Annotated in this window: 21 protein-coding genes; 14 read left to right on the top strand and 7 right to left on the bottom strand. The window is 37.4% G+C overall.

Annotation, left to right across the window (positions count from 1 at the left end; all coding sequences use genetic code 11):
* Positions 1-10: 10 nt before the first annotated feature.
* The 9 genes from rnpA to H1225_RS15695 all read left to right on the top strand — a co-directional run bounded on the left by rnpA (position 11) and on the right by H1225_RS15695 (position 9423).
* Positions 11-370, top strand: a complete 360-nt coding sequence (gene rnpA, locus H1225_RS15735) for a ribonuclease P protein component (RefSeq protein ID WP_071788569.1) — start codon at positions 11-13, stop codon at positions 368-370.
* Entirely contained in the window at positions 334-594 is a 261-nt protein-coding gene (gene yidD / locus H1225_RS15730) for a membrane protein insertion efficiency factor YidD (protein WP_072064717.1), read from the top strand. The genes rnpA and yidD overlap by 37 nt, the downstream gene beginning before the upstream one ends.
* Positions 595-596: 2 nt before the next feature.
* Positions 597-2237 (top strand): membrane protein insertase YidC, encoded by a 1641-nt coding sequence (gene yidC / locus H1225_RS15725; protein WP_072064719.1) that lies wholly within the window; start codon positions 597-599, stop codon positions 2235-2237.
* A gap of 130 nt (positions 2238-2367) precedes the next feature.
* Positions 2368-3732, top strand: a complete 1365-nt coding sequence (gene mnmE / locus H1225_RS15720) for a tRNA uridine-5-carboxymethylaminomethyl(34) synthesis GTPase MnmE (protein ID WP_006534279.1) — start codon at positions 2368-2370, stop codon at positions 3730-3732.
* A 148-nt stretch (positions 3733-3880) separates the two neighbouring features.
* The gene (locus tag H1225_RS15715) at positions 3881-4138 is read left to right on the top strand and encodes a helix-turn-helix domain-containing protein (RefSeq protein ID WP_239739248.1); all 258 of its coding nucleotides are present in this window, start codon (positions 3881-3883) and stop codon (positions 4136-4138) included.
* A complete protein-coding gene (locus H1225_RS15710) occupies positions 4139-5452 on the top strand; it encodes a type II toxin-antitoxin system HipA family toxin (RefSeq protein ID WP_161669190.1) in 1314 nt (437 codons plus the stop codon). It begins immediately after the preceding gene.
* Positions 5453-5857: 405 nt separating this feature from the next.
* A complete protein-coding gene (locus H1225_RS15705) occupies positions 5858-6322 on the top strand; it encodes a DUF1097 domain-containing protein (RefSeq protein WP_006534283.1) in 465 nt (154 codons plus the stop codon).
* 180 nt (positions 6323-6502) lie between these two features.
* A complete protein-coding gene (locus H1225_RS15700) occupies positions 6503-7435 on the top strand; it encodes a metallophosphoesterase (RefSeq protein ID WP_109848241.1) in 933 nt (310 codons plus the stop codon).
* 23 nt (positions 7436-7458) lie between these two features.
* A complete protein-coding gene (locus H1225_RS15695; RefSeq protein WP_239739247.1) occupies positions 7459-9423 on the top strand; it encodes a hypothetical protein in 1965 nt (654 codons plus the stop codon).
* A gap of 61 nt (positions 9424-9484) precedes the next feature.
* Here the strand turns inward: H1225_RS15695 and H1225_RS15690 are convergent, their stop codons facing one another.
* The 6 genes from H1225_RS15690 to H1225_RS15665 all read right to left on the bottom strand — a co-directional run bounded on the left by H1225_RS15690 (position 9485) and on the right by H1225_RS15665 (position 18169).
* Entirely contained in the window at positions 9485-10279 is a 795-nt protein-coding gene (locus H1225_RS15690) for a cell envelope integrity TolA family protein (RefSeq protein WP_239739246.1), read from the bottom strand.
* Positions 10280-10307: 28 nt separating this feature from the next.
* Positions 10308-13355, bottom strand: coding sequence for a TonB-dependent receptor domain-containing protein (locus H1225_RS15685; RefSeq protein ID WP_239739245.1), 3048 nt, complete (start codon positions 13353-13355; stop codon positions 10308-10310).
* 41 nt (positions 13356-13396) lie between these two features.
* Complete coding sequence (locus tag H1225_RS15680) at positions 13397-14761, bottom strand: surface lipoprotein assembly modifier (RefSeq protein ID WP_109848239.1); 1365 nt, start codon at positions 14759-14761, stop codon at positions 13397-13399.
* 184 nt (positions 14762-14945) lie between these two features.
* Positions 14946-15734, bottom strand: coding sequence for a Slam-dependent surface lipoprotein (locus H1225_RS15675; protein WP_109848238.1), 789 nt, complete (start codon positions 15732-15734; stop codon positions 14946-14948).
* A 422-nt stretch (positions 15735-16156) separates the two neighbouring features.
* On the bottom strand, positions 16157-17044 hold the full coding sequence (locus H1225_RS15670; RefSeq protein WP_161669187.1) for a LysR family transcriptional regulator: 888 nt from the start codon (positions 17042-17044) through the stop codon (positions 16157-16159).
* 156 nt (positions 17045-17200) lie between these two features.
* The gene (locus tag H1225_RS15665; RefSeq protein ID WP_109848236.1) at positions 17201-18169 is read right to left on the bottom strand and encodes a nitrilase family protein; all 969 of its coding nucleotides are present in this window, start codon (positions 18167-18169) and stop codon (positions 17201-17203) included.
* Positions 18170-18369: 200 nt separating this feature from the next.
* On the opposite strand from H1225_RS15665, the gene umoA reads away from it, so the two are divergent.
* Both umoA and H1225_RS15655 read left to right on the top strand, forming a co-directional pair.
* Positions 18370-18906 (top strand): UmoA family flagellar biogenesis regulator, encoded by a 537-nt coding sequence (gene umoA, locus H1225_RS15660; protein ID WP_006534301.1) that lies wholly within the window; start codon positions 18370-18372, stop codon positions 18904-18906.
* Positions 18907-19159: 253 nt separating this feature from the next.
* Entirely contained in the window at positions 19160-20023 is an 864-nt protein-coding gene (locus H1225_RS15655; protein ID WP_109848235.1) for an ATP-grasp fold amidoligase family protein, read from the top strand.
* Positions 20024-20097: 74 nt separating this feature from the next.
* Here the strand turns inward: H1225_RS15655 and fdhD are convergent, their stop codons facing one another.
* Positions 20098-20928 (bottom strand): formate dehydrogenase accessory sulfurtransferase FdhD, encoded by an 831-nt coding sequence (gene fdhD, locus H1225_RS15650; RefSeq protein ID WP_006534304.1) that lies wholly within the window; start codon positions 20926-20928, stop codon positions 20098-20100.
* A 179-nt stretch (positions 20929-21107) separates the two neighbouring features.
* Between fdhD and fdnG the strand changes: the two genes are divergently transcribed.
* The 3 genes from fdnG to fdoI are packed head-to-tail and all read left to right on the top strand — an operon-like array spanning position 21108 to position 25758.
* A complete protein-coding gene (gene fdnG / locus H1225_RS15645; protein WP_115065714.1) occupies positions 21108-24155 on the top strand; it encodes a formate dehydrogenase-N subunit alpha in 3048 nt (1015 codons plus the stop codon).
* Between the two features lie 11 nt (positions 24156-24166).
* Positions 24167-25105 (top strand): formate dehydrogenase subunit beta, encoded by a 939-nt coding sequence (fdxH, locus tag H1225_RS15640; protein ID WP_239739244.1) that lies wholly within the window; start codon positions 24167-24169, stop codon positions 25103-25105.
* A complete protein-coding gene (gene fdoI, locus H1225_RS15635; protein ID WP_072065213.1) occupies positions 25102-25758 on the top strand; it encodes a formate dehydrogenase cytochrome b556 subunit in 657 nt (218 codons plus the stop codon). The genes fdxH and fdoI overlap by 4 nt, the downstream gene beginning before the upstream one ends.
* The last annotated feature ends 40 nt before the right edge of the window (positions 25759-25798 follow it).

Here is a 25798-nt window from a genome sequence, read left to right as displayed (position 1 = left end):
TAACCATTCCGTGGTTAAGCTCGCTTTTCCAAGGGAGTTACGTTTGTTAACTCCCAAGCATTTCAATTTTGTTTTCCAGCAACCACAACGTGCGAGTTCTCCAGAAGTTACTATTTTGGGTCGCCAGAATGAGCTGGGGCATCCCCGCATCGGTCTAACAATCGCAAAGAAAAACGTTAAACGTGCTCATGAGCGTAATCGTATTAAACGATTAGCCCGTGAATACTTTCGTTTACATCAGCATGAATTACCGCCGATGGATTTTGTGCTATTAGTAAGAAAAGGGGTTGCTGAACTTGATAACCATCAATTGACGGAAGTGTTGGGTAAATTATGGCGTCGTCATTGTCGCTTGGCTCAAAAGTCCTGATTTTGCTAATTAGGGGCTATCAACTGGGGATTAGTCCTCTGTTGGGGCCTCGTTGTCGTTTTAATCCTACGTGCTCTAATTACGGAATTGAGGCATTGCGCAGGTTTGGAATGATAAAAGGTAGTTGGTTAACAGTGAAACGCATATTAAAATGCCACCCTTTACACGAAGGTGGTGATGATCCTGTCCCACCTAGAAAAAACGACGATAACAGAGAAAATTAACGATGGATTCGCAACGCAATCTTCTATTCATCGCTTTGCTGTTCGTTTCTTTCCTGATCTGGCAGCAGTGGGAGGGTGATAAAGTTTCACAAAACACCACCACTACCGCTCAGGTCTCGCAACAAGCGGACGTGCCAAGCAGTGATAGTCTTGCTGTAACTGGTAACAGCAATGAGCAGGCAAAATTGATTACCGTAAAAACTGACGTACTTGATCTTCGTATCAATACTCAGGGCGGTACTATCGATGAGGCTGATTTGTTAGCCTATCCCGCCGAGCTTAATTCGACTACGCCTTTCCGTTTACTGGAAACTACACCACAATTCCTGTATCAGGCTCAAAGTGGCTTAATCGGCCCTGATGGTCCAGATCAGAAATCTCGCCCAGTTTATAGTGCTGATAAAAACGAATTCGTACTTGGTGAAAATCAGGATGAATTACGCGTACCTATGACTTTTGTGAATGAAGAAGGGGTGAAATTCATCAAAACCTTCATTCTGAAAAAAGGTCAATACGATATCAGCGTTGATTACAAAATTGAGAATACAACAGATAAAACACTGACAATGAACTTCTACGGTCAGTTAAAACAATCTGTTAAATTGCCAGAAAGCCGTGATACTGGTAGCAGCAACTTTGCGCTACACACTTATCGTGGTGCGGCATACTCATCAGATGAAACCAACTATAAAAAATACAGCTTTGGTGATATCGAAGATAAAAACTTATCTCTAACCACCAATAATGGCTGGGTTGCAATGTTACAACAGTACTTTGCAACAGCATGGGTTCCTTCTAAAGATAGTCAGAATAATCAATTCTATACTATCACTTTGGAAAACAAATCTATTGCTCTGATTGGTTATAAATCAGCACCGGTGACAATTGCACCCAATAGCACAGCTGACATCAGCTCTACATTATGGGTTGGTCCTGAAATTCAGTCAGAAATGTCCGCTATCGCGCCACATTTAGACCTGTCTGTAGACTACGGTTGGTTATGGTTTATCTCTCAGCCACTGTTTAAACTGCTGAAATTCCTTCACAGCTTTATCGGTAACTGGGGCTTCTCCATCATCATGATCACCTTTATCGTTCGTGGTATCATGTACCCGCTGACTAAAGCACAGTACACCTCCATGGCGAAAATGCGTTTACTGCAACCAAAACTGGCTGCACTGCGTGAACGTATTGGTGATGACAAACAACGTATGAGCCAAGAAATGATGGCGTTATACAAACAAGAGAAAGTGAATCCTCTGGGTGGTTGTTTACCACTGATTATCCAGATGCCAATCTTCCTTGCTTTGTACTACATGCTGATGGGCTCAGTTGAATTACGTCATGCGCCATTTATGTTATGGATACAAGACTTGTCTGCGCAAGATCCATACTACATCCTGCCATTATTAATGGGTGTGACAATGTTCATCATTCAGAAACTGTCTCCAACTGCAGTGACTGACCCGATGCAACAAAAAATCATGACCTTTATGCCGGTTGTGTTTACTGTATTCTTCCTGTGGTTCCCATCAGGTCTGGTTCTGTACTATATCGTCAGTAACTTAGTGACCATTATCCAGCAGCAGTTAATTTACCGCGGTCTGGAAAAACGTGGCTTACACAGTAGAGACAAAAAATAAGGTCACATGAGGAAAAACCTCTTCCTTGGTTACATTCAAAGGAAAGTGACATAAAATAGCGAAGGCGGTCTACAATGACCGCCTTCTGTTTTTTATATTGATATGATTATTCTGATTAAGCGAGTACACCATGCATAGCACTGATACTATCGTCGCTCAGGCCACACCTCCGGGAAGAGGCGGTGTTGGTATCCTACGCGTTTCTGGCCCCAAAGCTGCCCTTGTGGCGCAAACCGTTTTAGGCAAATTGCCTAAACCTCGTTATGCCGATTACCTGCCATTTCGCAATGATGACAACTCAGTACTTGATCAGGGTATCGCCCTTTTCTTCCCTAATCCGAACTCATTTACAGGTGAAGATGTACTAGAACTACAAGGCCATGGCGGCCCCGTTATTCTAGATTTATTACTAAAACGTATTTTACAAATTCCTGGTGTGCGTATTGCAAATCCCGGAGAATTTTCTGAACGTGCATTTTTAAATGACAAACTCGATTTAGCACAAGCAGAAGCGATTGCTGATTTAATTGATGCCAGCTCAGAACAAGCAGCACGTTCAGCGATTAATTCATTACAAGGTGCATTTTCTTCTCATGTTAACGAGATGGTAGAGTCATTAACTCACTTACGCATTTATGTTGAAGCGGCTATTGATTTCCCTGATGAAGAGATTGATTTTCTTTCTGACGGCATCATCGAAGGAAAACTCAATGCTGTTATTGCTGAATTAGATGATGTTCGTGCTCAAGCTCGCCAAGGTAGCCTGTTACGTGAGGGAATGAAAGTGGTTATCGCTGGTCGTCCTAATGCAGGTAAATCAAGCCTATTAAATGCATTAGCTGGCAGAGAAGCGGCCATTGTCACGGATATTGCTGGTACAACTCGCGATGTATTGCGTGAACATATTCATATTGATGGTATGCCTTTGCATATTATCGATACAGCAGGCTTACGTGAAGCCAGTGATGAAGTTGAACGCATTGGTATTGAACGTGCTTGGAAAGAGATTGAGCAAGCAGACAGAGTGCTATTTATGGTTGACAGCACCACAACCGATGCAACAACACCTGAAGATATCTGGCCTGAATTTATGGCACGTTTACCAAACACCTTGCCTGTGACTGTTATTCGTAACAAATCAGATTTAACAGGGGAAAATGCCGAGATCACGGCACAAGGAAACTACCCGATGATCCGCTTATCTGCTCGTGATGGTATGGGTATCGAGTTACTGCGCGATCACTTAAAAGAAGCGATGGGCTTTAACAGTAATACTGAAGGTGGTTTCTTGGCTCGTCGTCGCCATTTACAGGCATTAAATACCGCAGCAGAACATTTACAGCAAGGCCATGAGCAACTGGTTTATGCAAAATCAGGTGAGTTATTAGCAGAAGAGCTAAGACTCGCTCAACAAGCATTAAGTGAAATTACAGGTGAATTTACCTCAGATGATTTATTAGGTCGTATTTTCTCTAGTTTCTGTATTGGGAAATAACAACTCAACATTACCTGCTATACCGTGTAACTTTCAATTTAACGGTTATAGCAGGTAAAATCAGATCTACACGCTATAACCATTAGACCTTGATCTACACGCTATAACCGGTATATTAGATATTAACGCCTATAACCGGTAGAAAATGATGATTATAATTAACGCCTATCAACTCAGCGTACATCTAAAAGATGTCCGATTAACAAAAAAACTATCTCAAAGTAAAGTCGCCAAAAAAGTAGGAATTCGACAAGACACCGTGTCCAATTTTGAACTTAATCCTAATTCCACCAAACTAGAAACCTTTTTCAAACTGCTCTCTGCACTAAATTTAGAGATGGAAATTCATCCTAAAGGTGCTAAAAATAATTTAGCACACAAAAGTGAATGGAAAGAGGAGTGGTAAATGGCGAGTCTTGATGTATATATGAATGAATACTATGTGGGGATTTTTACTAAAAAAAGCTCAGGTGCGCATTCATTCCAATATACTGAAGATTGGGTTAATCAACCAGGAAGTCGTCCGATCTCTCTTTCGATGCCATTACAACTTCAAGAATATCAAGGAGACTGTGTCTATAATTTCTTTGATAATCTGTTACCTGATAATACTGAAATTAGAAATCGTATTGTGAGTCGCTATAATGCGAATTCAAACCAACCCTTTGATCTTTTAGCGGCTATCGGTGCAGATACTGTTGGTGCATTAAGGTTACTTCCTAGTGGTAGTACACCCGCGAATATCAAAAAAATAGAATATCACAAACTCGATGACACTGAACTTGAGAAAATTCTACTAGGATATCAATCCAATACACCACTCGGTATGCTTGAAGAATATCCTGACTTCAGAATTTCTATTGCTGGTGCGCAAGAAAAAACAGCATTACTTTTAAAAGATGATCATTGGTGTGTGCCACACAATAATACGCCGACTACACATATTATTAAGCTGCCTATTGGTGTTATTGAAGGTCATTCTTATACAATGGATTTATCCGATAGTGTAGAAAATGAATATCTTTGTACCTTAATTGCCAAAGAATTTGATCTTCCTGTTCCTCACTGCTCTATTATTAAAACAAAAAATATTAAAGCGCTTGCTGTAGAACGTTTTGATAGAAAATACTCATCAGATAAATCGTGGATAATACGTTTACCTCAAGAAGATTTTTGCCAAATTCTAAATATACCTTCTGCACTAAAATATGAAAATGAAGGGGGCCCTGGCATTATCGATATTATGAAATATTTACTTGGCTCATCAAATGCCGATCAAGACCGTTTTCATTTTATGAAGGCGCAAGTGCTATTTTGGCTTTTAGCGGCAACAGATGGACATGCAAAGAATTTTTCTGTTTTTATCAACCAAGAAGGACGTTTTCATCTCGCGCCTCTTTATGACATTATGTCTATCTATCCCAATTTTGGAGGAAAAGGACTTAATCCACGAGATGCAAAACTTGCTATGGGATTAAAAGCAAGCCGAGGCAAAAAATACGCAATAGAACAAATTTTTCCTCGCCATTTTTACCAAACAGCCGAAGCTGTCGGTTTCGATCCTTCCTTGATGAGCAAGATTCTTCGTTATTTTTATCAAGAAATGGACGATGTTATACAACGCGTAAAACAGCAATTACCCGAAGATTTCCCTTCTGAGATCAGCAATACAATATTGGATGGAATGAAAGCACGCGTTGTTAGATTAGCTAATATTTAGCAACTTACCTGCTATACCGTGTAATTTTCAATTTAACGGTTATAGTAGGTAAAAGTTATAGGTGCGTATTTAACTTAGGTAATAAACTTTCTCAAGAAAAGTAAAATGAATGACTTATCTTCTTTTACTTTTTATATTATTTAATACCATTCTTTAATTACACGATTAAAAATAAATATCAGACGATATATCTAGTTATTTTTTATTTATTCATTGAGTAAACAACGCAATCGTTTACTTTATCTTTTCCTTTTTTAAAAAGAAAAATAGATTTTAGATAGAGAAAAAATAGGTATTAAAATTATCATGTTTCATGATCAAAATATAGAAAACCAGTCAATGACAATGCTAAACTTCGCCTTTAGTTAACTGGGTAAATATCCCCTTTATATTTAAGAGTCTATCGTGAGAACGCTTTATTTTACTGCGCTGACAACAGGCATTCTTTCTGCCATTTGGGCATTTGTAGCTAATCAATTTGATTTATTAAGTTGGGCTGGTTTTCTAGGTTGTACGGCTTATTTTGCTTACCCTAAAGAAGGATTAAAAGGATTAGCAGTAACAATTGCCACAATTATGAGTGGCGTGATTTGGGCATTGGTAATTATTTATGGTAGCCAACTGTTTGATGATATATCTATTTTCGGCTATGCCGTAACGGGTGTGATTGCCTTTATAATGTGCGTTCAAGCTAAAAGCACTCTGCTTGCCTATATTCCTGGTACCTTTATTGGCGCCTGTACCATTTTTGCTGCTCAAGGTGATTTAACACAAACCATTCCTTCACTTATTGTCGGTGTGTTATTTGGTTATGCAATGAAAATGAGTGGACTGTGGGCTGCCAATAAATCACAGAGAAAAGCAGTTTAATTAATTTATCAAACCAATAAAAAGCGGTAACTTGATACTTTCCCTCTTAAAGTACCGCTTTCTTTTTCCCTTATCTTTTCTACTTTCCCTCATAGATAACTAACAAACTTTGAAATTGTAGTTCATTTCTATTTACGTCAAAAAGGAGATCTCACACAAAACGCGAAAAGGAATATAGCTATGACGACCCCGACACAATCTACACACTACAACATTATTGTAATGTCAGATCCTCAACCTTGGAGACTCAATTTAGATAATAATGATCCCAATGACGATCAAACTCGTTGGGAGGCAACAGTTAGAAAAGTCAGAGATAGCATACAATTATTACATCGCGAAAAATCTTTTGCTTTTGGTATTATTAACGGCGACTTAACGGAATTTGGTCGTCGTCACCAACGAGAAAGTTTTCGCTCTCTTTTTGCCCCATCTCCCTTAGGATTTAATACCTATGTCGGTTTAGGTAACCATGATTATCAAAATAATGTCGGTGATTGCTCAGAACCGAGTAATTCTGATTACAGTATGAATGCTTGTGCCAGAGGCATGGTGTTTGATATGCATTATCGTATTGAAGAATACCGTCATTATTCAACCTCAGAAAATTTCCGGTACGATAGTAGTGAATATTCAGGTAGTAAAGCCTATTCGTGGGACTATGGTGAAATCCATTTTGTTCAATTACAAAATTATCCTACTTATCACGTAGTACTCGACCATTGGGCTGCATCAACAATCAATGTCACGGATTCCATTGATTGGTTAGAAAAAGATTTAATCCAAGCTCGCAATCGTAATAAAACCATTATTTTAAATTTTCATGATGGTAACCAACATTTTCCTGAAAACTCCTCTCAAGAAGAACTCTCCTTTTTTAAATACATGATTGAGCACTATGGTGTGAAAGCAGTATTTGTTGGCCATACACACTATGTTGGACAAGATAATCGTTACGGTGGTAGTGAGATCTTTGGTGATATTCCCGTTTATAACAGTGGCGCTTTATTTAAAGGGGATTACTTATCTGTTGAAGTTAATGGCTCGCAACTTTCTATTGCTGTTTATAACGGATTATCTGGCCAGCCTCAATTAATCGAACAATGGAACTAAATATTAAACAAGGAGTTTTCTTTATGCATTTCAATCCATTAAAAGTCGCCATTAGTCCTTCATCACTCCCTGCAACACAGCCATTAATCTGTATCGACTACCAAAAACTCCAAGAAGGTATGTTGGATATGATTAACCGCAATAGTAATGTATTACCGACCATTGTCGATAAATTTAATGAGCAAGATCCACTCAATGCTCCCATTATTGTAGGACAAACCGTCATCGGACATATTATTGGTTTAATACCGGTTGTCGGTGGTGCATTATCAAAAATCACCTCTGCACTCTTTGGTATGATGAATAAAAATATGAAAGATAGCTCGCTAGCTAATCAAATTATCGAGCATGTCTCTCGTATTATTGACGCTAAAATTGCGGATAATAATGTTAAAATTATCAAACTCACCACAGAGGGAATATCCGATGTGTATCAGTTATTCTCTGATTCGTTTGCTCGTTATCTTGATCCTACAATGCATTATTCTGTACAACAAAAAAAAGATTTACGGGAACAAGTACTCAACCGTTTTGATGATGTAAGTACGACAATCGTTTCTCAACAACCATTAGTCTTAAATTTAGCGCAATCCGCAGGCTTACCTTTTTATTGTCATTGTTGCGCCCTTTTTGTTGCTGCGCATTACGATATTCTCACTAATAAAGATAAACTTGAATTAAGTGATGATTACTTTAAAAGTAATCTAAAAACATTAAGAGAAAGTGTAGATAAATTTAATAGCGCAATTCATACCGCCATTTATCGGCAAACATCTAATATATTTAAAGATGATTATAATAAAAGTAATGTTTTTTTATCCGGTATTTACACATCAGGATTATCTTTTTATCAGGCTTGGATAAAAAAGAGTTTTGAAATCGAATTTAACACACCATTTTCTCGCTGGAATAGCTTAGAGTTATATGGACATGACTATAGCCATACCGATCCTAAAATCAGCTATTACAAAGCTTACTTTGATATAGGCAAAGATATATTACATCGAACATCCATGTTACAAAGTATCGAAACCTATTCTCATATTGATGCTGTTATTCGTATTAAACACAACTACTTAAGTACTGAAAAAGTAGCAGATAGTTTTCAATATGAAGGCTGTTATGGTGTCGCGGGGGATAGTCGTGATGTATTAAAAACAGACACTTTTTTTACACCAGATAGCAGTAAAGCATATTTATCGCCCTCTCAAATTTTACCTTCTGTACGTTATATTTCTGACACCCCTTGGGGCGCATTACACTATATGGTGCTTGATGATGTAAACAATAATAGCTTTACCATTGGTCAAGGCCGCCGAGAGAACAAGTCTTATCTTAATATTCCTGGTTACTGTTTTAATGGCGTAAACCTTTATTTAAGCCGACATAATGGTAAACAATGCCATGATGATTCTGGCGCTTGGTTAACAGAATCTGCACCTATATTCCGTTTTTATGACGGTTATGCTTCTCTTACACTAGAAACTAAAAACCACTTGCCTGTACTACAAAAAAGCTATGAATTGGATTTAAATCATGGGTTTGATACGCAATTAAGTAAAGCTCAATATGGGTATAGTGATATGCTGGTGGGTAAAAACTGTATTTTGTTAAATCAAGAAGCCTATTTTTGCTTACCTTCAGAAGAAACGATTGGAAAAACAAATAATTCGCAAAAAATGAAGGTGTTATTACAGTGCGCAGCTGAAAGTGAACAATCACTTTCAGTTTCTGTGAGAACGGGCAATGCCCTTAAAGGGACATTAATTGCTTCAAATACCTTTTCTCTTGGCCTAAATCAGGACAATATCATTTATAAAATAACACCATTACTTAATCATCCAGTAACAAATAAAAAAGCCTATTTTCGAACTTATCAACTTGAATTAGATTATTTATTCACACAAGAAAACGCATCCAATCTTTATTTTTATTTGCACTTTTCTAAACCTAACACTGTGTTAGCAGATATTACTGTACTGTTTTAACCATTAATTCTAATAAAAACACCTAAGTCTAAATTCACTCTTAGGTGTTTTATTTACTAGATTAATTTAATTGAAAATCTAATGAAACAATAAGCGGGTTCAATACGCTTTCAGGCTTAGGCCCTATCGGTTTTACTCGCTTTACAGCAGCCATTGCTGCATTATCCAGTGAAGAAATCCCTGAAGAGTTTTCTATCTCAACCATGGCAATAGCACCTTCTGCGGTGAGAGAAAAACTCACCACTACCTGACCTTCATGTTGCATGCGGCGCGCTTGTGATGGATAACGTTTATGACGCTCTATTTCTCGGCGCAATGAGCTTATATAGTGATTGTCAGATTCACCTTGCCCGATGCCTTTCTCGCTTAGTGCATGACTTCTTCCTGCTAACGAACTTGCCGTATGTTGCGTTAAGCTTTCTGCAGATGCTTCTGATGTTATTTGTGCTACTTGGCTTTCTAAATCACGCTGTTTTATCGGTTCTACTTTTTCTTGTACGACCTGTTTTTTTACTGGTGTAACTGGTTTTATAGGTATCGGTTTTTCTTTGGGCTTTTCAGGTATTTTCTTTGGTACTTCAACAAACTCTCCTATTTCGGCATTTGGCAACACAATGGGAGTTTCTTGAGGTGCCGTTTCCACTAAAGGCTCAGGCACGACTGTCGATTGTTGGGGCGGTGAAAATACCACTTGGTAAACAGATAATGTATTTTCTTGTTGCTGATGAATATGGTGTGCACTTTCTGCCATAGAAAGTGAACGCAACAGCCAACTTAATATAGCGATATAAACTAACGAGATAGCTATTAGCCAGTAATAAATATTAAGCGGTTGCCTGACAGAAAGTGCCAACATAACAAAAAGCTCCTTAATTCTCTTTTAATTAAAATTGTGCAGTCACACCCAATCGGAAGGTTCTTCCGGGTGCAGGCATACCTGATCGCGTTAAAGGATCAATGTAGTATTCGTTTAATAAATTACTGCCTGTTATTTCAAACGATAAATTAGGGCTATATTGATAGTTAATATAGGCATCGACGGTAAAAACTTTTGCCCAACGCATCGGATTATTATTTCTGCCGTACATTTCTCTTGGTAACTTTTCTTTTAGCCATTTTTCATCTTTATTTTCTACTTCTGATGAATAGAGCCAGCGACTGCCCACCTCTAACTTATTATCTAACCAACGGGTACCTAAATGTAAATTAACCGAATATTTAGGCTGAATAGAAGTACGTAAAAAACCACCCGGATACCCCCCTGTCATACACTCTTTAATTCCCAAGAAACCAAAAGGATCGTAGTGACTAAAGGCATTTTTATCGCATACCTTATTTTTATGGCTATAAACTAAAGCCGTATCCATAAAAATAAAACCGTTATCAAAACGCGCTTGAACTTCCAGCCCCTCTAATTTTTGCTTTTCAAATTGCCTAATTTGCCAATTTGCATCTCTATCAAACACATTTTCGATATTGGTATGAAAATAATTAATTTTAATATCGGCATGGCGCTCGACATTAAGCCAATCGGTCAAATCAAATACAACCCCAAACTCTGTACTTTTGGCGCGTTCTGGTTTTAATTTAAAGCCATAATAACGAGCTTTAGAGCCTGAAAATCCGCTAGTGTCTTCAAATAAATTAGGCAAACGCAGTTGCTCGGTATAACGGCCATAAAAACGCAATATCTCGTTGGCATACACCGTTGCAGACACCAGTGGTGAAAAGGCCCCATGCTGATAACTGGGCTCAGGTGCAAAATTATCTTTATCATCATCAAGATAAATAGGGATTGGATTGGTCACACCCATTTCATATTTATTAACTAATTTACCTGTAATGGGATCGGGCACTTTTTCATTGATATCAGCATAACCACTTAAGAACATATTTTTACTTTTAGATAATTCGCCATTTTTATCATAAAGTATGACGGTATATTCCGTGATCATAGGACGTTTTTGAGAAGATTCTATATTGAGATTTCCTTGTTCATCACGAAGAAAATCATCGTGCATCATATGAACTTGAGTTTTTTTAACTTTATGATGATTAATAATTTTTTCTTTTATTTCAGGTGATAAATTTTCATATTCAGGATAAACAAATTTAGAGAGTAAAAACTTACGCATTTTTTTATCTATTTCTGGATAACGTCGATAATTTTTAAGCTCTTCAGGTAACGTTTCTACATCCACCCTATGGTAAGCTTTATATAATAAATATTCCTCCGCAGTTAATGTACGTCGATAAGGCAAAATAAAGCCTCTTATTGAAGGGGATTTTTCATAACCTTTTACATTATTACGTCGCTTATTATTTAAAAAAGTATCGGTTAAATGATAATAATGATATTTCCCGCCCGCAGTAATAGCTAACCAAGAAAGTGGCTTCCAATCTGTGGAAAGGGCTAAGTTAATTTCATGACGTTGTCCTGCTCGCCCGGAGGTAACAAAATCAAAACCTGCAGGTAATTCCAATTCATCACTGTCTAATTTTTCAAATTGATAATGACTGGAAAATGAAAGAGAAAATTGCGGTGATAATTTAAATATCGAAGATAAATCAATACCGTAACGGTTATTTTCTTGATAAAGAGAAGCAGTATCAATAAAACGCGTGTCTACTTTTGTATCCCATTTAGATAAATATTTTTCATCATAATCAATTTGCCGAGATACTCTAGGTTCACCACCACGAGTATTGGTATGCCCAGAAGTTACATTCCCCCATAACCGTAACAGTAAATCGGTTTGTTTATCTTCGGGTTTATATTGATAAGTTAATATACCTGTCTGTTGATTAATCGTTGCTAATGGCCATTGAGTCACTAAATTTTTTTCATAACGAGCCCACTCTAATCGTAATGGCATAATATCGCCAAACAGTAAATCGGTGTATCGATAATTAATCGAAAAACGGTGTGTTGATTCAGGGAATAATGTCCCTTTAACTAAAAATGAACGATTACGGCTGGATGTATTCGGTACTTCATTACCAGGACGATAAATATGAGCAATAAAAGGAACATAAGGTGTTAACCTTACTTTATAATCAATTGAGTGGATAGATTTCATATTATCGGTTTCGAGATAAGCTTTTGTATTTCTTTTTCCTGCTAAATAATTGCCTTTTTCTCGCAGTGCATAAGCAAATAATAAATTAAATTTTTCTTTTTCAAACCCAATGCCTAGGCGAAATGAATGATCATGAAAATGCCAATCTTTATTTTTTTGTGGTGTGATTTCTAACGCAGGATCAATAACTCTTGAACCATAATGATAAAAATAAGGCTGATTACGGTAATCTCCAAGCATATTTAAATAAACTTCTTTATACCGTGTAGAGTTATTACTAATATCCCCTTTAAAATTAATACCAAAAGAGTCACCAATAGGCACAATATCACGAATATCTAGGGTTTTAATCGCAATACCGCCACCAATACCTGTTTTCATATCTGGAGTTAATGAAGGGCCTTTTTCAATATAGATACTACTAATCAAATTAGAATCAATATAGTTACGATTAGAGGCACCACTATAACCTCGATAAACGGTAATTGCCTGCTCTGTACCATCCACCGTAACAGGAATACGTCCTTGCCCTTGAATACCCCGAATATTCGGATCAAGCGCCCCACCATTACGCGCTTCACCACTATAAACCCCAATGGCGCTTTTTAGTAAATCAGCTGGAGAAATACCTTGATAACGCTCTAATAGCTCTTTGCCTAAATAAACATTAGAGACATCTTTCTCATAAACTTGTGAATAACCTTGCGTATCTTTTTCTTTATTATCAGAAATTTGAATATGACCAAGATCGGTTTTATCTTCTTTGGCTTGCAGATAAAAGCACGGAGAAAATAGCGATAGAGAAACGAAGATTGAAACAATTTTTCGCTTTCTAAAAAGCATTATATGCATTGTTTTACCTATTCAATTAATAAAAGAAGTGATTTATTTAATTAAAACTGTTTTTCTAATTTAAATAACACTTCGTGTTGCTGATATTGATATAACCAATCCACATTGCTTAATCTTCGGGTATAACGAAATTCTATTGCGGGATAAAACCCTAAAATAAAAGATGATTTATTTTTAATATTGGTTGTAAAAACAATACTATTATCTTTTCTTCTCTTTTTTAATAAAGGGTTATAGTTATTATAGTATTTAAATTGATACTGTAAAAAAAGAGATATATGCCAATTCACTGACAAGGGATAATAAACGCCAGTTTTTATACCATACAGCTGATAATTTAATAAAGTATTTTTTTTACGATCTAACTGATAATTTAATTGATTAACTAACTGCATTCTATTATTAAAATAATAGTTATGGTTAGTACTATAACTAAGTCGCCGACTATTTAAATTATTTAACGCTTCTTGATATTTTTTTATTTTATAATCAAAACTTAAATTAATAGTTTGCTTTTTATTAATAAAATAAGAAAATTGCGCTTCACTTCCCCATGCTTGATATTCATATTGAGCTTGTGGTTTTTTTATTTCGTAATAAGGAGTCATTGACCATTGATATTGCGATTTTTGATAGCGATAACCCAGCTGTGTATATAATGCCAAAAAGTTAGCACGACGGTGAGAGTGATAATCTATATATCGTGCATAAGTATAAGAAGAAAAAGTATGGTGAGAATAAATGATAACAGGCTGATAAAAAGAAAAATAATGAGTAAGACCCGTTGATACAATGGGTTTTGCACTTCTTAAAGTCACTTTTCTTTGCGTGGATTGAGAGACCACTTTTTCAGCTATATCAGGTGCATGGTTAATATTATCGTTATAAAAGAAGCTAAGTTGATAGAAACGTTGACCTTGAAAATAAGCGGCTAATTTAACCTTATAAAACTCAATGGATTGACTAATATCTTTTGGTAAATCAACAATACTACTCAACTGATCGAGTTGTTGCTGTGCTTTTTTATATTCTCGCAAATGAAAATAAAGCTGTATTAACCCTGTTTGTGCTGGGATAAAATCAGCTTTTTGTTTAAGTTGCTGCTGATAATAAAACTCAGCCTGTAAAAAATTGCCTTTTGTTTGGGCTAAAAGCGCTTTAGCATAATCAATTAAGAGTGTTTCATGGAAAGGTAATTGTTGATAGTCCAGTAATAGTTCTTCGGCCTTTTTCCACTGCTGTTGCTGTAAAGCGCGATAAAGTTGTTGGCCTATTTGGGCAACTTGGTGTTGAGGTGAAGAATAGGAGAATAAAACAGAACTATTTTCTTTGGCATTTACTTTTAATGGAATAAATAACACACTGATAATAAAAAACAACTTCATTCGTTTTTGATAATAACGCATGTATATCCTTATAATAAAAATCGACCTATTCCTTAAGATCAGTTTATTTTTAATAAAAAAAAACAGATAACCCTATACCTGATTATCTGTTGCTAACATTTAGCTTAATGACCACTAATACCACTTTTTAAAGAATTAACCGATTTTATTACCAAACAAATTTATAATATTATTTTTGAAAAAATTAAGAAGCATCCGTGCTTGCTGTTATTTCTTCACTTTCACTACTATTTTTCGTACCACCAAAACCGATATCTTTTGTGTGATCCGAACTAAATACCACAATACCTGCTAACACTTCGGCATTTTCGCCAAAAAAGGCACCTTCAACAACCCCTGATGTTGTATCCTCTTTTGCATCTGCAGAAAACGTTACTTGGTTATTTGCGGTATAAAGATTTCCACCTTCTAACTCAACAGTACGCTGCTCATTCTTCAATGAACCTTCAATTTTCTTTTGAGAAAAATCAACATCAAACGTACCAGAAAGTTGGTTACTACCGTTATATTTACTGATACCCATTACCGTATAAGTGGCGCTATCTGTCGGTAGTGTGGTTGTCACATCTTTACCGATATAATAGGTTTGATGTGTTGCATCTGTTGCTGATGTTGTTTTTGCCCAGTCACCAAAATAGACATTAGCATTAGTGATTTTAGCAAAGTGAAAAACACCCATATCACTATGTTGGTGATTAGATTGGATTGTATAAACACCATGACTATCCGCTCCACCACTCATCATTGGTGATGTTAACGAAGCAAAACCAATTTTTTTCCCACCTCCTACGGTACTAATCCCCACGCCTGGCTCTCCAGCTGGTGTTTGATGAAGACCTCGATTAATTGCATCACTTGCCCCCACAACCATCGTAACCAGAGAACCGCTTTGATTAGAATGAATTTCAGCTTGTACAGCATGAGTCCCCATTAATATAAATAATGCGCAGACTAATTCATTACGTTTTTTCATAATAACTTCCTTATTATTAGTTTGAGGGTGTGGCTACTTATTATAAATAATAAGTAGCCACTTACAGAGATATTAATATTCTATCTTTACAGCTTCATTTTCGAATATAAAGCTTGCTGTTTCGGGCGTGGTTAATATTAAATAAATCTCTGTCATTGTAAATAACTTATTTTAATAAACTGATTTTTAATTAGCCTTATTTATATTATGGTGATTAAGTTAATTAAATGATTTACTTTATTTTTTTATTTAAACACATAAAAAACCAATAAATATTTCATGTTTATTTTTGTGAACAAACTCGCAATTATTTATCTTTATTTCTTTTAAAAACAATTATTATTTATTAGGTGTTTTAGCTTTATTATAAGTTATATATTGGTAATATAATCATTTCTAAAATTAAAAACAGTTTTCATTCATTATAATTTATTTATTTCCTCATGAATTATTTTTATAAAAATATCACGATCTTTATTATGAATATTATTATTCCAAATAACACCTATTTCCCATTGTGTATACAAACCAGACAGTGGCAATAAAGTGACTTTTTGTTTGTCACAAATAAGCTCTGCATTTTTAGGTACCAATGCCATCCCTAATCCAGCAGCAACTAACGCTAATTGTGTTTGGATATCTTGTGATTGCTGTAATACACGAGGTTTAATTTGATGATATTTTAAAAAATCATTAATTTGTTGATGTAGTTTTTTTCCTTTTTCTGGAACCAGTTGAATAAGCCCAAGTATATTAAAATAGTGTAATGGATCATCTTCAATCTCTAACACCATAATGTTTTGTGTTGGAATAGCTAACATCAATCGCTCTTGTGCTAATGAAATCCCCTTGAGGGGTTCTGTAACAGGTAAGCGTGAAAATGCGAGATCGAGTTCTCCTAAACGTAATTTATTTTCCATCATGCTAGAAGGCATATCATCGATATGAACGGTAATATCAGGATGAGCGTGATTAAATTTTGCCAATAATGGGGTAATAAAATTTAATGAGGACAAACCAAATCCTGCATAAAGCTCTGCTTTTTGGGGTTCACTTAATTGGCGAGCTTGTTTTTCTAGAACGCGAGCCTCTCTTAAAACTGATTGAGATTGACTCAGTAAATACTGCCCTTCAGGCGTTAATTTTGCACCATAACGTCCACGCTGAAAAAGTGTGATACCTAACTGAGACTCCAGTGTTTTTATCTGTTTTGTGAGAGCTGGTTGGCTAATAAAAAGCTTTGATGAAGCTTCACCAAAATGTTCTGTTTCAGCTAAAACAACAAAAGCATGTAATAAACGGGTATCCATGACTAATTATTGATCCTATCTTATTTTTCTTTTTATTATTCTAACATAAAATAAATAAATAAAATTAATAACCAATATATTAATAAGCGAAGTAAATAAATTACTCTTTAGCTAAACAAAAACAGCTCACAAAATGAAAGCTGTTTTTTTATTAAATTACGCTTTACCAAATCGAACCGAAATAGGATCTTGTTCATTTCCAAATTTTGTCGTTAATATCGAATAAAGTTCAGGTCTTCGCCCTGTTAACCAGCGTCTTCCTGTAGAGTTTTCTAATAATGTGAGGTCAAGATCTGCAATCACCATATCATCATTAATCGCTTTGCTCTCTTTTACTACGCGCCCATAAGGGTCAATGATCATTGCATTCCCAGTACGAACCTCTTCTTCATCACGACCAACACCATTACTAAATAACACAAACATACCGTTATCATGCGCTCTTGCAGGTAACCAACGCATTAGCCAACCTCTTCCATGCTCACCTTGAAATGCCTCTTGTAATGATTGAGGATCTTGATGTCTATTTTCCCAAAGCGTCATGGGAATAGGCTTCATACTATGTGGGCTACGTGAATTTGTTCCACCCGTTTGATGAGGAGCGAGTAAAATATCGGCACCTAACAATGCATTAGCTCGTGCATTTTCGACCAAGTTATTATCCCAGCAAATTAATACGCCCATTTTAACCCCCCAAGGGGTTTCGAATACGGTATATTGCTCACCACTTTTGATGATCGGATGTTCGAAGGCATGTAATTTCCGATGTTTATGCAAAGAGCCATCAGGCATACAAACAACCCATGTATTATAGAGTGTATTGTCTTCTGCTCGCTCAATAAGTCCGACACCTATCGCCATTTGATGCGTTATCGCTTTTTGTTTTATTAACGCTAAAGATCCACTGTCAGAGACTCGTTCACTTAATGCATACACTGATTGGTCTGATAATTTAGGAACGTGCCAATATCCTGTAATACACATTTCAGGAAACACTAATACATTCACCTTTTCAGTCGCTGCTTTATCTATAAACTGATGAATTTTCGCTAAATTATAAATTTTGTCGTTTGCTTTATGTTGAAACTGCACTGTAGCAACGCGTAATGTTTTAGATGTGTTCATACGTTTTCACCTGTTAAGACATATATCTCTTCAATATAAAAACGTATTTATTGCTTAAAAGATAATCACTTATTCGCTACTTCCGATAACTTTTTGGAATGAAATTAAGATAACAGCAAGAAATTACAAGGTTCTATCGCTCTATTTCACGGAATAAGCACCTTATTTTCTGGCATCATAATGGCAATAAAGGAGTATTTATGTCTGCTAAGTCCCTATTTATAATTCTTTCATTATTAGGATTATCCGCTTCCTGTTTGGCAGGAGATGGCTTAGTGGATAGAACATGGACAGCTTCAGGGTTAAATACTCAAAGTTATCGACAAGCATTAAGACAACCGGCCGCAACCTCTCGATATACCCTTTTTAATATCACGCCAGATATGCCTGTTCCGGGTGGTGCAAGCCATTCTGATCATCAAGGTATTCGTTATATTGCAATGAAGTATGGCCCTTATGGTCAGCCAGAACATTATAAAACCTACCAAATCATGTTTTCTCACTATTCAAATAGTAGTACGAAAAAAATTCGCTATTTAGGCGAGTTATATACTGTTGTGGGTGATATCTATTTAATTGATCCTTTTGCAACAACCAATGAATGGCAACGAGGTCGTAGCCAAATCGTTGAAGAGTACTATGAGATATTAGATGCTCACGGAAATAGAACAGGCAAAGGATTACGCTTTAATAATTGGGATAAGCCAATTCATATAACTAAATGGTCATCAAATTAATATATTCTTAATCAATATTCCCTTTTGTTAACTCTCTCTTAATGTCGCCACGTTTTCTTTTATTAAAATAAATACTTTGAATATTAACTCACATTAATACTTTCTAAATTTATACAAATAAAAACGATAAGAATATCAATAACTGGCATAACTCTCTTAATTTCTATCTAATTTAGTTATTTCTTTATAGAAATTTAATTCAAAGAAAAGTTAGTTTTTATTTCACTTATCTATTTAAAATAATCATTAGCTTATGAAAATCATAGAATATTATTTCAAACTGTTTCGAACTATCGTATTGCCTGATCGTGTGTATTTAAAGAATAAGTTTATTCGTAACTTAGGTTATCAACCTAACTTTAAAATACCGACATCACTTAATGAAAAAATCAATGCACGTATGCTATTTGATAGAAATCCAATTTATACGCGCTTAGCAGATAAAATCAAAGTAAGAGATTATGTGATAGAAAAGATTGGTCCACACTATCTGGTTCCTATCATTAACACCTATTCTCATCCTGATGAAATCGATATCACTCAACTTCCTTCACGTTTTGTACTCAAATGTAATCACGATAGCGGTAGTACAATCATCTGCCTTGATAAAGCAACTTTTGATATTGAAAAAGCAAAGAAAAAGCTGCAATTTCATTTAAAACGTAATCTCTATCCTGTTACCCGTGAATGGCACTATAAAAACATCAACGCTCAAATCATCTGTGAAGAATATATTGATTTATTTGATACACAAAATCCAATGATACCAACGACTTGTCGTCTTCACTGTTTTAATGGTCAACCTCATTATGCGGAAATTGATATTTCTGATACCAAAGGGAATGGGTATATAAATGTGTATGATACAAATTGGCAGTTACAACCCATCACATTAGAAGATCCCAACACACCCAAACTTATTGAAAAACCAACGCAATTTGAAATCATGTTGCAATTAGCCGCTAAACTGGCAAATGGCTTTGATTATTGCCGAGTTGATTTTTTAATGTCTGAAAATAGACTTATCTTTAGTGAAATGACCTTTACCCCAAATGCAGGGCGTATCCCCATCAAACCTAAAGAATGGGATTACAAATTAGGTGCATTGTGGTCATAAAAGAGAAAATTAAACAGGTGTAAATCGTTACATAAAACGATTACACCTATTTTTAAAAATTTCATTTTATGATGTCAATCTGTCAGTCGTTGTGGATGAGTAAATACTGTTGCTCTTCCGCGGCGACAAAAACCCACCAGCGTGACATTGTATTTATTAGCAACTTCAACCGCTAAAGAGGTTGCTGCAGAAACAGCAAATAAAATTTCTGCGCCACACATTGCGGCTTTCTGTACCATTTCATAGCTTGCTCGACTAGAGACTAATACCGCGCCTTCATTCCACTTTTCTTGTGCTTTCATACCTAAAAGCTTATCAAGCGCAACATGACGACCAACGTCTTCACATCCCCCTTGCATTTCACCCTCTGGTGATAACCAAACAGCCGCATGAGTACAGCCAGTTAATTCACCAATTTCTTGAACGGTTGTCATCTGCTCTAAGGCTTTATCAAGATTTGAAAGTGAAAATGTTTGTGTAAAAGGTAACGGAGTAATAGGTCGAAAAATCTCTTCTAGCTGTTCAGTTCCACAAATACCACAGCCAGTGCGCCCCGTCATATTACGGCGTCGCTCTTTTAATCCCATAAAACGTCGGCTTGATAATTCAACTTGAACTTCAATACCGCCGTTACAACTTTCCATAATTTCGATACTGCGAATTTCATTAGAAGATTCTATAATGCCTTCGGATAAAGAAAATCCGACAGCAAACAACTCTAAATTTTTAGGGCTCGCCATCATAACGACGTGAGATATTCCGTTGTACACTAATGCAACAGGAACTTCGAGTGCAATATAATCGTCTTCTTGTCTGTTTAGAGATCCCTTGTGTTGCACAATTGTTTGATCTACGCCAACGATTACACGTTTAGTTAACAATTTTGTCGATTTTGTTTCATCCATAAGATGAATTCCTAAATTTATTAATACATAATAACAATACGGGTAAAAACGATTTTACACTACCTATCAGGCAATGAACCTGATCCTATTAGGGATAATAGGGATAAAAAAACAATCAGCTCCATTTTCGTGAAGAAAATTAGAGTCAGTAAAAGCAATGTATGATGAGGAGAGACCCCATGCAGGTCAGCAGAAGACAGTTCTTTAAGATCTGTGCTGGCGGTATGGCAGGTACTACAGCGGCAGCGCTTGGTTTTGCACCAGCAGTTGCGCTAGCAGGCTCACGTCAGTATAAATTACTGAGAGCCCGCGAAACCCGCAATACCTGTACGTACTGTTCTGTCGGTTGTGGACTATTAATGTATAGTCTGGGCGATGGCGCCAAAAACGCAAAAGAAACGATATTTCATATTGAAGGTGACTCAGACCATCCAGTAAACCGCGGTGCATTATGCCCTAAAGGTGCTGGTCTTGTGGATTTCATTCACAGTGAAGGTCGTTTAAAACACCCAGAATACCGTGCACCCGGCTCGGATAAATGGGTAAAACTCTCATGGGAAGAAACGTTTGATCGTATTGCGCGCTTAATCAAAAAAGACCGCGATGCCAACTTCCAGAAATTCAATAAAGAAGGTGTAGAAGTCAACCGTTGGTTAACAACGGGTATGCTTTGCGCCTCTGCAGCAAGCAATGAAACTGGGTTTTTAACTCAGAAATTCTCAAGAGCTCTTGGGATGCTGGCTGTCGATAACCAAGCGCGTGTCTGACACGGACCAACGGTAGCAAGTCTTGCTCCAACATTTGGTCGCGGTGCGATGACCAACCACTGGGTTGATATGAAAAATGCCAACCTTATCGTCGTTATGGGCGGTAATGCGGCAGAAGCACATCCTGTGGGATTCCGCTGGGCGATGGAAGCTAAAATCCATAATAACGCCAAGCTCATTGTTATTGATCCTCGCTTCACCCGTACTGCGGCTGTTGCGGATTTCTATACGCCAATCCGTTCTGGTACTGATATTACGTTCTTATCGGGCGTTATCTTATATCTGCTCGAAAATAAGAAATATCAAAAAGAATACGTTGAGGCTTATACCAATGCGAGCTTGATTGTCCGTGAAGACTATCATTTTGATGATGGTTTATTCAGCGGATATGATGCAGAAAAACGTAAATACGATAAAACCACTTGGAACTACGAGATGGATGAAAATGGTTTCGCAAAACGCGACACCACATTACAACATCCTCGTTGTGTCTGGAATCTGTTAAAACAACACGTTAGCCGTTACACGCCTGATGTGGTTACTCAGATTTGTGGTACACCAAAAGATGATTTCTTAAAAGTCTGTGAATATATTGCTGAAACAGCAGCGAAAGATAAAACAGCCTCTTTCCTGTATGCACTAGGCTGGACTCAACATACTGTTGGTGCTCAAAACATCCGTACCATGGCAATGATCCAATTACTGTTAGGTAATATGGGTATGGCTGGTGGCGGTGTTAACGCACTACGTGGTCACTCTAATATTCAAGGCTTAACTGACCTCGGTCTATTATCTCAAAGCTTACCAGGTTATCTAACTCTGCCTTCTGAAAAGCAGACTACATTAGAAACCTACTTAGCTGCGAATACGCCAAAAGCGACAGTACCGGGACAAGTTAACTACTGGGGCAATTATCCTAAATTCTTCGTGAGTATGATGAAGACATTCTATGGTGATAATGCTCAACGTGATAATGATTGGGGCTTCTCACTGTTACCTAAGTGGGACAAACCTTACGACGTTCTACAATACTTCGATATGATGGATAAAGGTGAAGTCAACGGCTATATCTGCCAAGGCTTTAACCCTGTTGCCTCATTCCCGAATAAGAACAAAGTTATTCGCTCATTATCAAAACTGAAATTCCTTATCACAATGGATCCGCTAAACACTGAAACTGCGTGTTTCTGGCAGAACCACGGTGAAGAGAACGACGTTAAAACAGCCGATATTCAGACAGAAGTCTTCCGTCTGCCAACAACCTGTTTCGCAGAAGAAGACGGTTCTATCGTTAACTCTGGTCGCTGGTTACAATGGCACTGGAAAGGGGGTGATGCCCCTGGTGTGGCTATCCCTGATGCTGAGATTTTATCGGGTATTTTCCATCGTTTACGCCAACTCTACAAAGAAGAAGGCGGTGCGATGCCAGAGCAGGTGTTGAATATGACTTGGGATTACTTTGATCCTGATAATCCAACATCCGCAGAAGTTGCACAAGAAAGTAATGGTAAAGCATTAGTCGACTTAAAAGACGCTGATGGCAATATCATTCTGAAAAAAGGTCAACTGCTTAGCTCGTTTGCTCAGTTACGTGATGATGGTACAACGGCGAGTGGCTGTTGGATCTTCGCAGGTAGCTGGACAGAGAAAGGCAACCAAATGGCTAACCGTGATAACTCCGATCCATCAGGATTGGGTAATACATTAGGTTGGGCATGGGCATGGCCTCTTAACCGTCGCATTATTTATAACCGCGCATCAGCAGACCCACAAGGTCAACCATGGGATCCTAAACGTAAATTAATCGAATGGGATGGCAGCAAATGGACGGGTATTGATGTACCTGACTATAGCAACGCTGCACCGGGTTCTGATGTTGGTCCATTTATTATGCAGCCGGAAGGTATGGGACGTCTGTTTGCTATCGATAAGATGGCAGAAGGTCCATTCCCTGAGCACTATGAGCCAATTGAAACACCATTGGGTACTAACCCACTGCATCCAAATGTCGTTTCAAACCCAGCGGCGCGTATCTTTAAAGATGACTGGGAAGATATGGGTAAAGCAGAAGATTTCCCCTATGTCGGTACAACTTATCGTCTGACAGAACATTTCCACTTCTGGACTAAACACGCGCGCTTAAATGCGATTATTCAGCCACAACAATTTATTGAAATTGGTGAGCGTTTAGCCGCAGAGAAAGGCATTGTTCAAGGCGATACCGTTAAAGTCAGCTCAAAACGTGGTTATATCAAAGCGAAAGCGGTGGTCACTAAACGTATTAAAACCCTTGATGTTGATGGGCGCAAAGTGGATACCATTGGTATTCCTATTCACTGGGGCTTTGAAGGTGTTGCTGTGAAAGGCTTTATTGCGAATACGTTAACGCCATTCGTTGGTGATGCGAATACACAAACGCCGGAGTTTAAAGCGTTCCTTGTTAATGTGGAAAAGGTGTAAGGAGATAAATTATGTCACTGCAATCCCAAGACATTATTCGTCGCTCTGCCACCAATTCCCTTACTCCCGCGCCTCAGGTGCGGGATTACAAGGAAGAAGTGGCAAAACTTATCGACGTAACAACCTGTATCGGCTGTAAAGCCTGTCAGGTAGCTTGTTCTGAATGGAACGATATTCGCGATAAAATTGGCACTAACGTCGGTGTTTACGATAACCCAACTGATCTAACCGCAAAATCATGGACAGTGATGCGTTTCTCTGAAGTTGAAGAGAACGGCAAACTGGAATGGTTAATTCGTAAAGATGGTTGTATGCACTGTGCTGATCCGGGCTGTTTAAAAGCCTGCCCAGCAGAAGGTGCTATCATTCAATACGCTAACGGTATTGTTGATTTCCAATCAGAACACTGTATTGGTTGTGGTTATTGTATTGCAGGTTGTCCTTTTAATGTGCCTCGCATTAACGAAGAAGATAACCGTGCTTACAAATGTACGTTATGTGTTGACCGTGTTGAAGTCGGCCAAGAGCCTGCATGTGTGAAAACGTGCCCAACAGGCGCGATTCATTTTGGTTCGAAAGAAGCGATGCTCAATCTTGCTGATGAACGTGTTGCAGAGCTGCAAACTCGTGGCTATGACAACGCAGGTCTTTACGATCCACAAGGTGTGGGTGGTACACACGTAATGTATGTTCTCCATCATGCTGACAAACCAAACCTGTATCATGGTTTACCTGAAAACCCAGAAATTAGCTCAACGGTTAAATTCTGGAAAGGCATCTGGAAACCATTGGCTGCTGTTGGTTTTGCCGCAACCTTCGCGGGCGCTATTTTCCACTATTTAGGTGTCGGTCCAAACCGTACAACTGAAGAAGATGAAGAAGAAGCACTCAAAGAGATGGAAGCATCTTCTAAAACACAGACCTCTGTGAATAAGGAGGAGCAGAAATGATGAAGAAGAAAGGTGATAAAATTCTTCGCCATACCGCATCAGAGCGTATAAACCACTGGGTCGTTGTGATTGTCTTTCTGTTCACAGCAATCAGCGGATTGGGTTTCTTCTTCCCATCTCTGAACTGGTTCATGAATATTTTAGGTACACCAGAACTGTCACGTCTGTTACACCCGTTTGTGGGTAGTGCTATGGCAATTCTCTTTATCTTTATGTTCTTCAGATACTTGAAGTATAACTTTATTGATAAAGATGATTTAGTCTGGGCTAAAAATATTCATAAAGTGCTACAAAATGAAGAAGCTGGCGATATCGGTCACTACAATTTAGGTCAGAAAGGCATTTACTGGATGTTAAGTATCAGCCTTATCTTACTAACAGTCAGTGGCATTATCATTTGGCGTCCTTATTTCGCAGAATATTTCTCGATCCCAGTTATTAGAATTGCCTTATTAGTTCACTCATTATCAGCAATATTACTGATAATCACCGTAATTGTTCACGCTTATGCGGCATTCTGGGTAAAAGGTTCAATTCGTAGCATGGTTGAAGGCTGGGTAACTCGTGGTTGGGCTAAAAAGCACCATCCTCGTTGGTATCGTGAAATTCTCGAAGAAGAGAAAAAAGAAGCCGAAAAGAAGTCACAGAAATAATGCCTTAAAGTGTATTTCTGAACAAACGGAGGCTTGATTA

Source organism: Proteus penneri, assembly GCF_022369495.1.
In the GTDB taxonomy this organism is placed as follows: Bacteria; Pseudomonadota; Gammaproteobacteria; order Enterobacterales; family Enterobacteriaceae; genus Proteus; species Proteus penneri.
This window is presented reverse-complemented; position numbering and strand designations above follow the sequence as displayed.

Coding starts and splice junctions, on each gene's coding strand:
- H1225_RS15710 (WP_161669190.1), top strand. CDS start 4,139: ATGGCGAGTCTTGATGTATATATGAATGAATACTATGTGGGGATTTTT.
- H1225_RS15685 (WP_239739245.1), bottom strand. CDS start 13,355: ATGCATATAATGCTTTTTAGAAAGCGAAAAATTGTTTCAATCTTCGTT.
- H1225_RS15670 (WP_161669187.1), bottom strand. CDS start 17,044: ATGGATACCCGTTTATTACATGCTTTTGTTGTTTTAGCTGAAACAGAA.
- H1225_RS15715 (WP_239739248.1), top strand. CDS start 3,881: ATGATTATAATTAACGCCTATCAACTCAGCGTACATCTAAAAGATGTC.
- H1225_RS15695 (WP_239739247.1), top strand. CDS start 7,459: ATGCATTTCAATCCATTAAAAGTCGCCATTAGTCCTTCATCACTCCCT.
- H1225_RS15680 (WP_109848239.1), bottom strand. CDS start 14,761: ATGCGTTATTATCAAAAACGAATGAAGTTGTTTTTTATTATCAGTGTG.
- umoA (WP_006534301.1), top strand. CDS start 18,370: ATGTCTGCTAAGTCCCTATTTATAATTCTTTCATTATTAGGATTATCC.
- H1225_RS15690 (WP_239739246.1), bottom strand. CDS start 10,279: ATGTTGGCACTTTCTGTCAGGCAACCGCTTAATATTTATTACTGGCTA.
- H1225_RS15700 (WP_109848241.1), top strand. CDS start 6,503: ATGACGACCCCGACACAATCTACACACTACAACATTATTGTAATGTCA.
- mnmE (WP_006534279.1), top strand. CDS start 2,368: ATGCATAGCACTGATACTATCGTCGCTCAGGCCACACCTCCGGGAAGA.
- H1225_RS15675 (WP_109848238.1), bottom strand. CDS start 15,734: ATGAAAAAACGTAATGAATTAGTCTGCGCATTATTTATATTAATGGGG.
- fdxH (WP_239739244.1), top strand. CDS start 24,167: ATGTCACTGCAATCCCAAGACATTATTCGTCGCTCTGCCACCAATTCC.
- yidC (WP_072064719.1), top strand. CDS start 597: ATGGATTCGCAACGCAATCTTCTATTCATCGCTTTGCTGTTCGTTTCT.
- fdhD (WP_006534304.1), bottom strand. CDS start 20,928: ATGGATGAAACAAAATCGACAAAATTGTTAACTAAACGTGTAATCGTT.
- H1225_RS15655 (WP_109848235.1), top strand. CDS start 19,160: ATGAAAATCATAGAATATTATTTCAAACTGTTTCGAACTATCGTATTG.
- H1225_RS15665 (WP_109848236.1), bottom strand. CDS start 18,169: ATGAACACATCTAAAACATTACGCGTTGCTACAGTGCAGTTTCAACAT.
- yidD (WP_072064717.1), top strand. CDS start 334: ATGGCGTCGTCATTGTCGCTTGGCTCAAAAGTCCTGATTTTGCTAATT.
- fdoI (WP_072065213.1), top strand. CDS start 25,102: ATGATGAAGAAGAAAGGTGATAAAATTCTTCGCCATACCGCATCAGAG.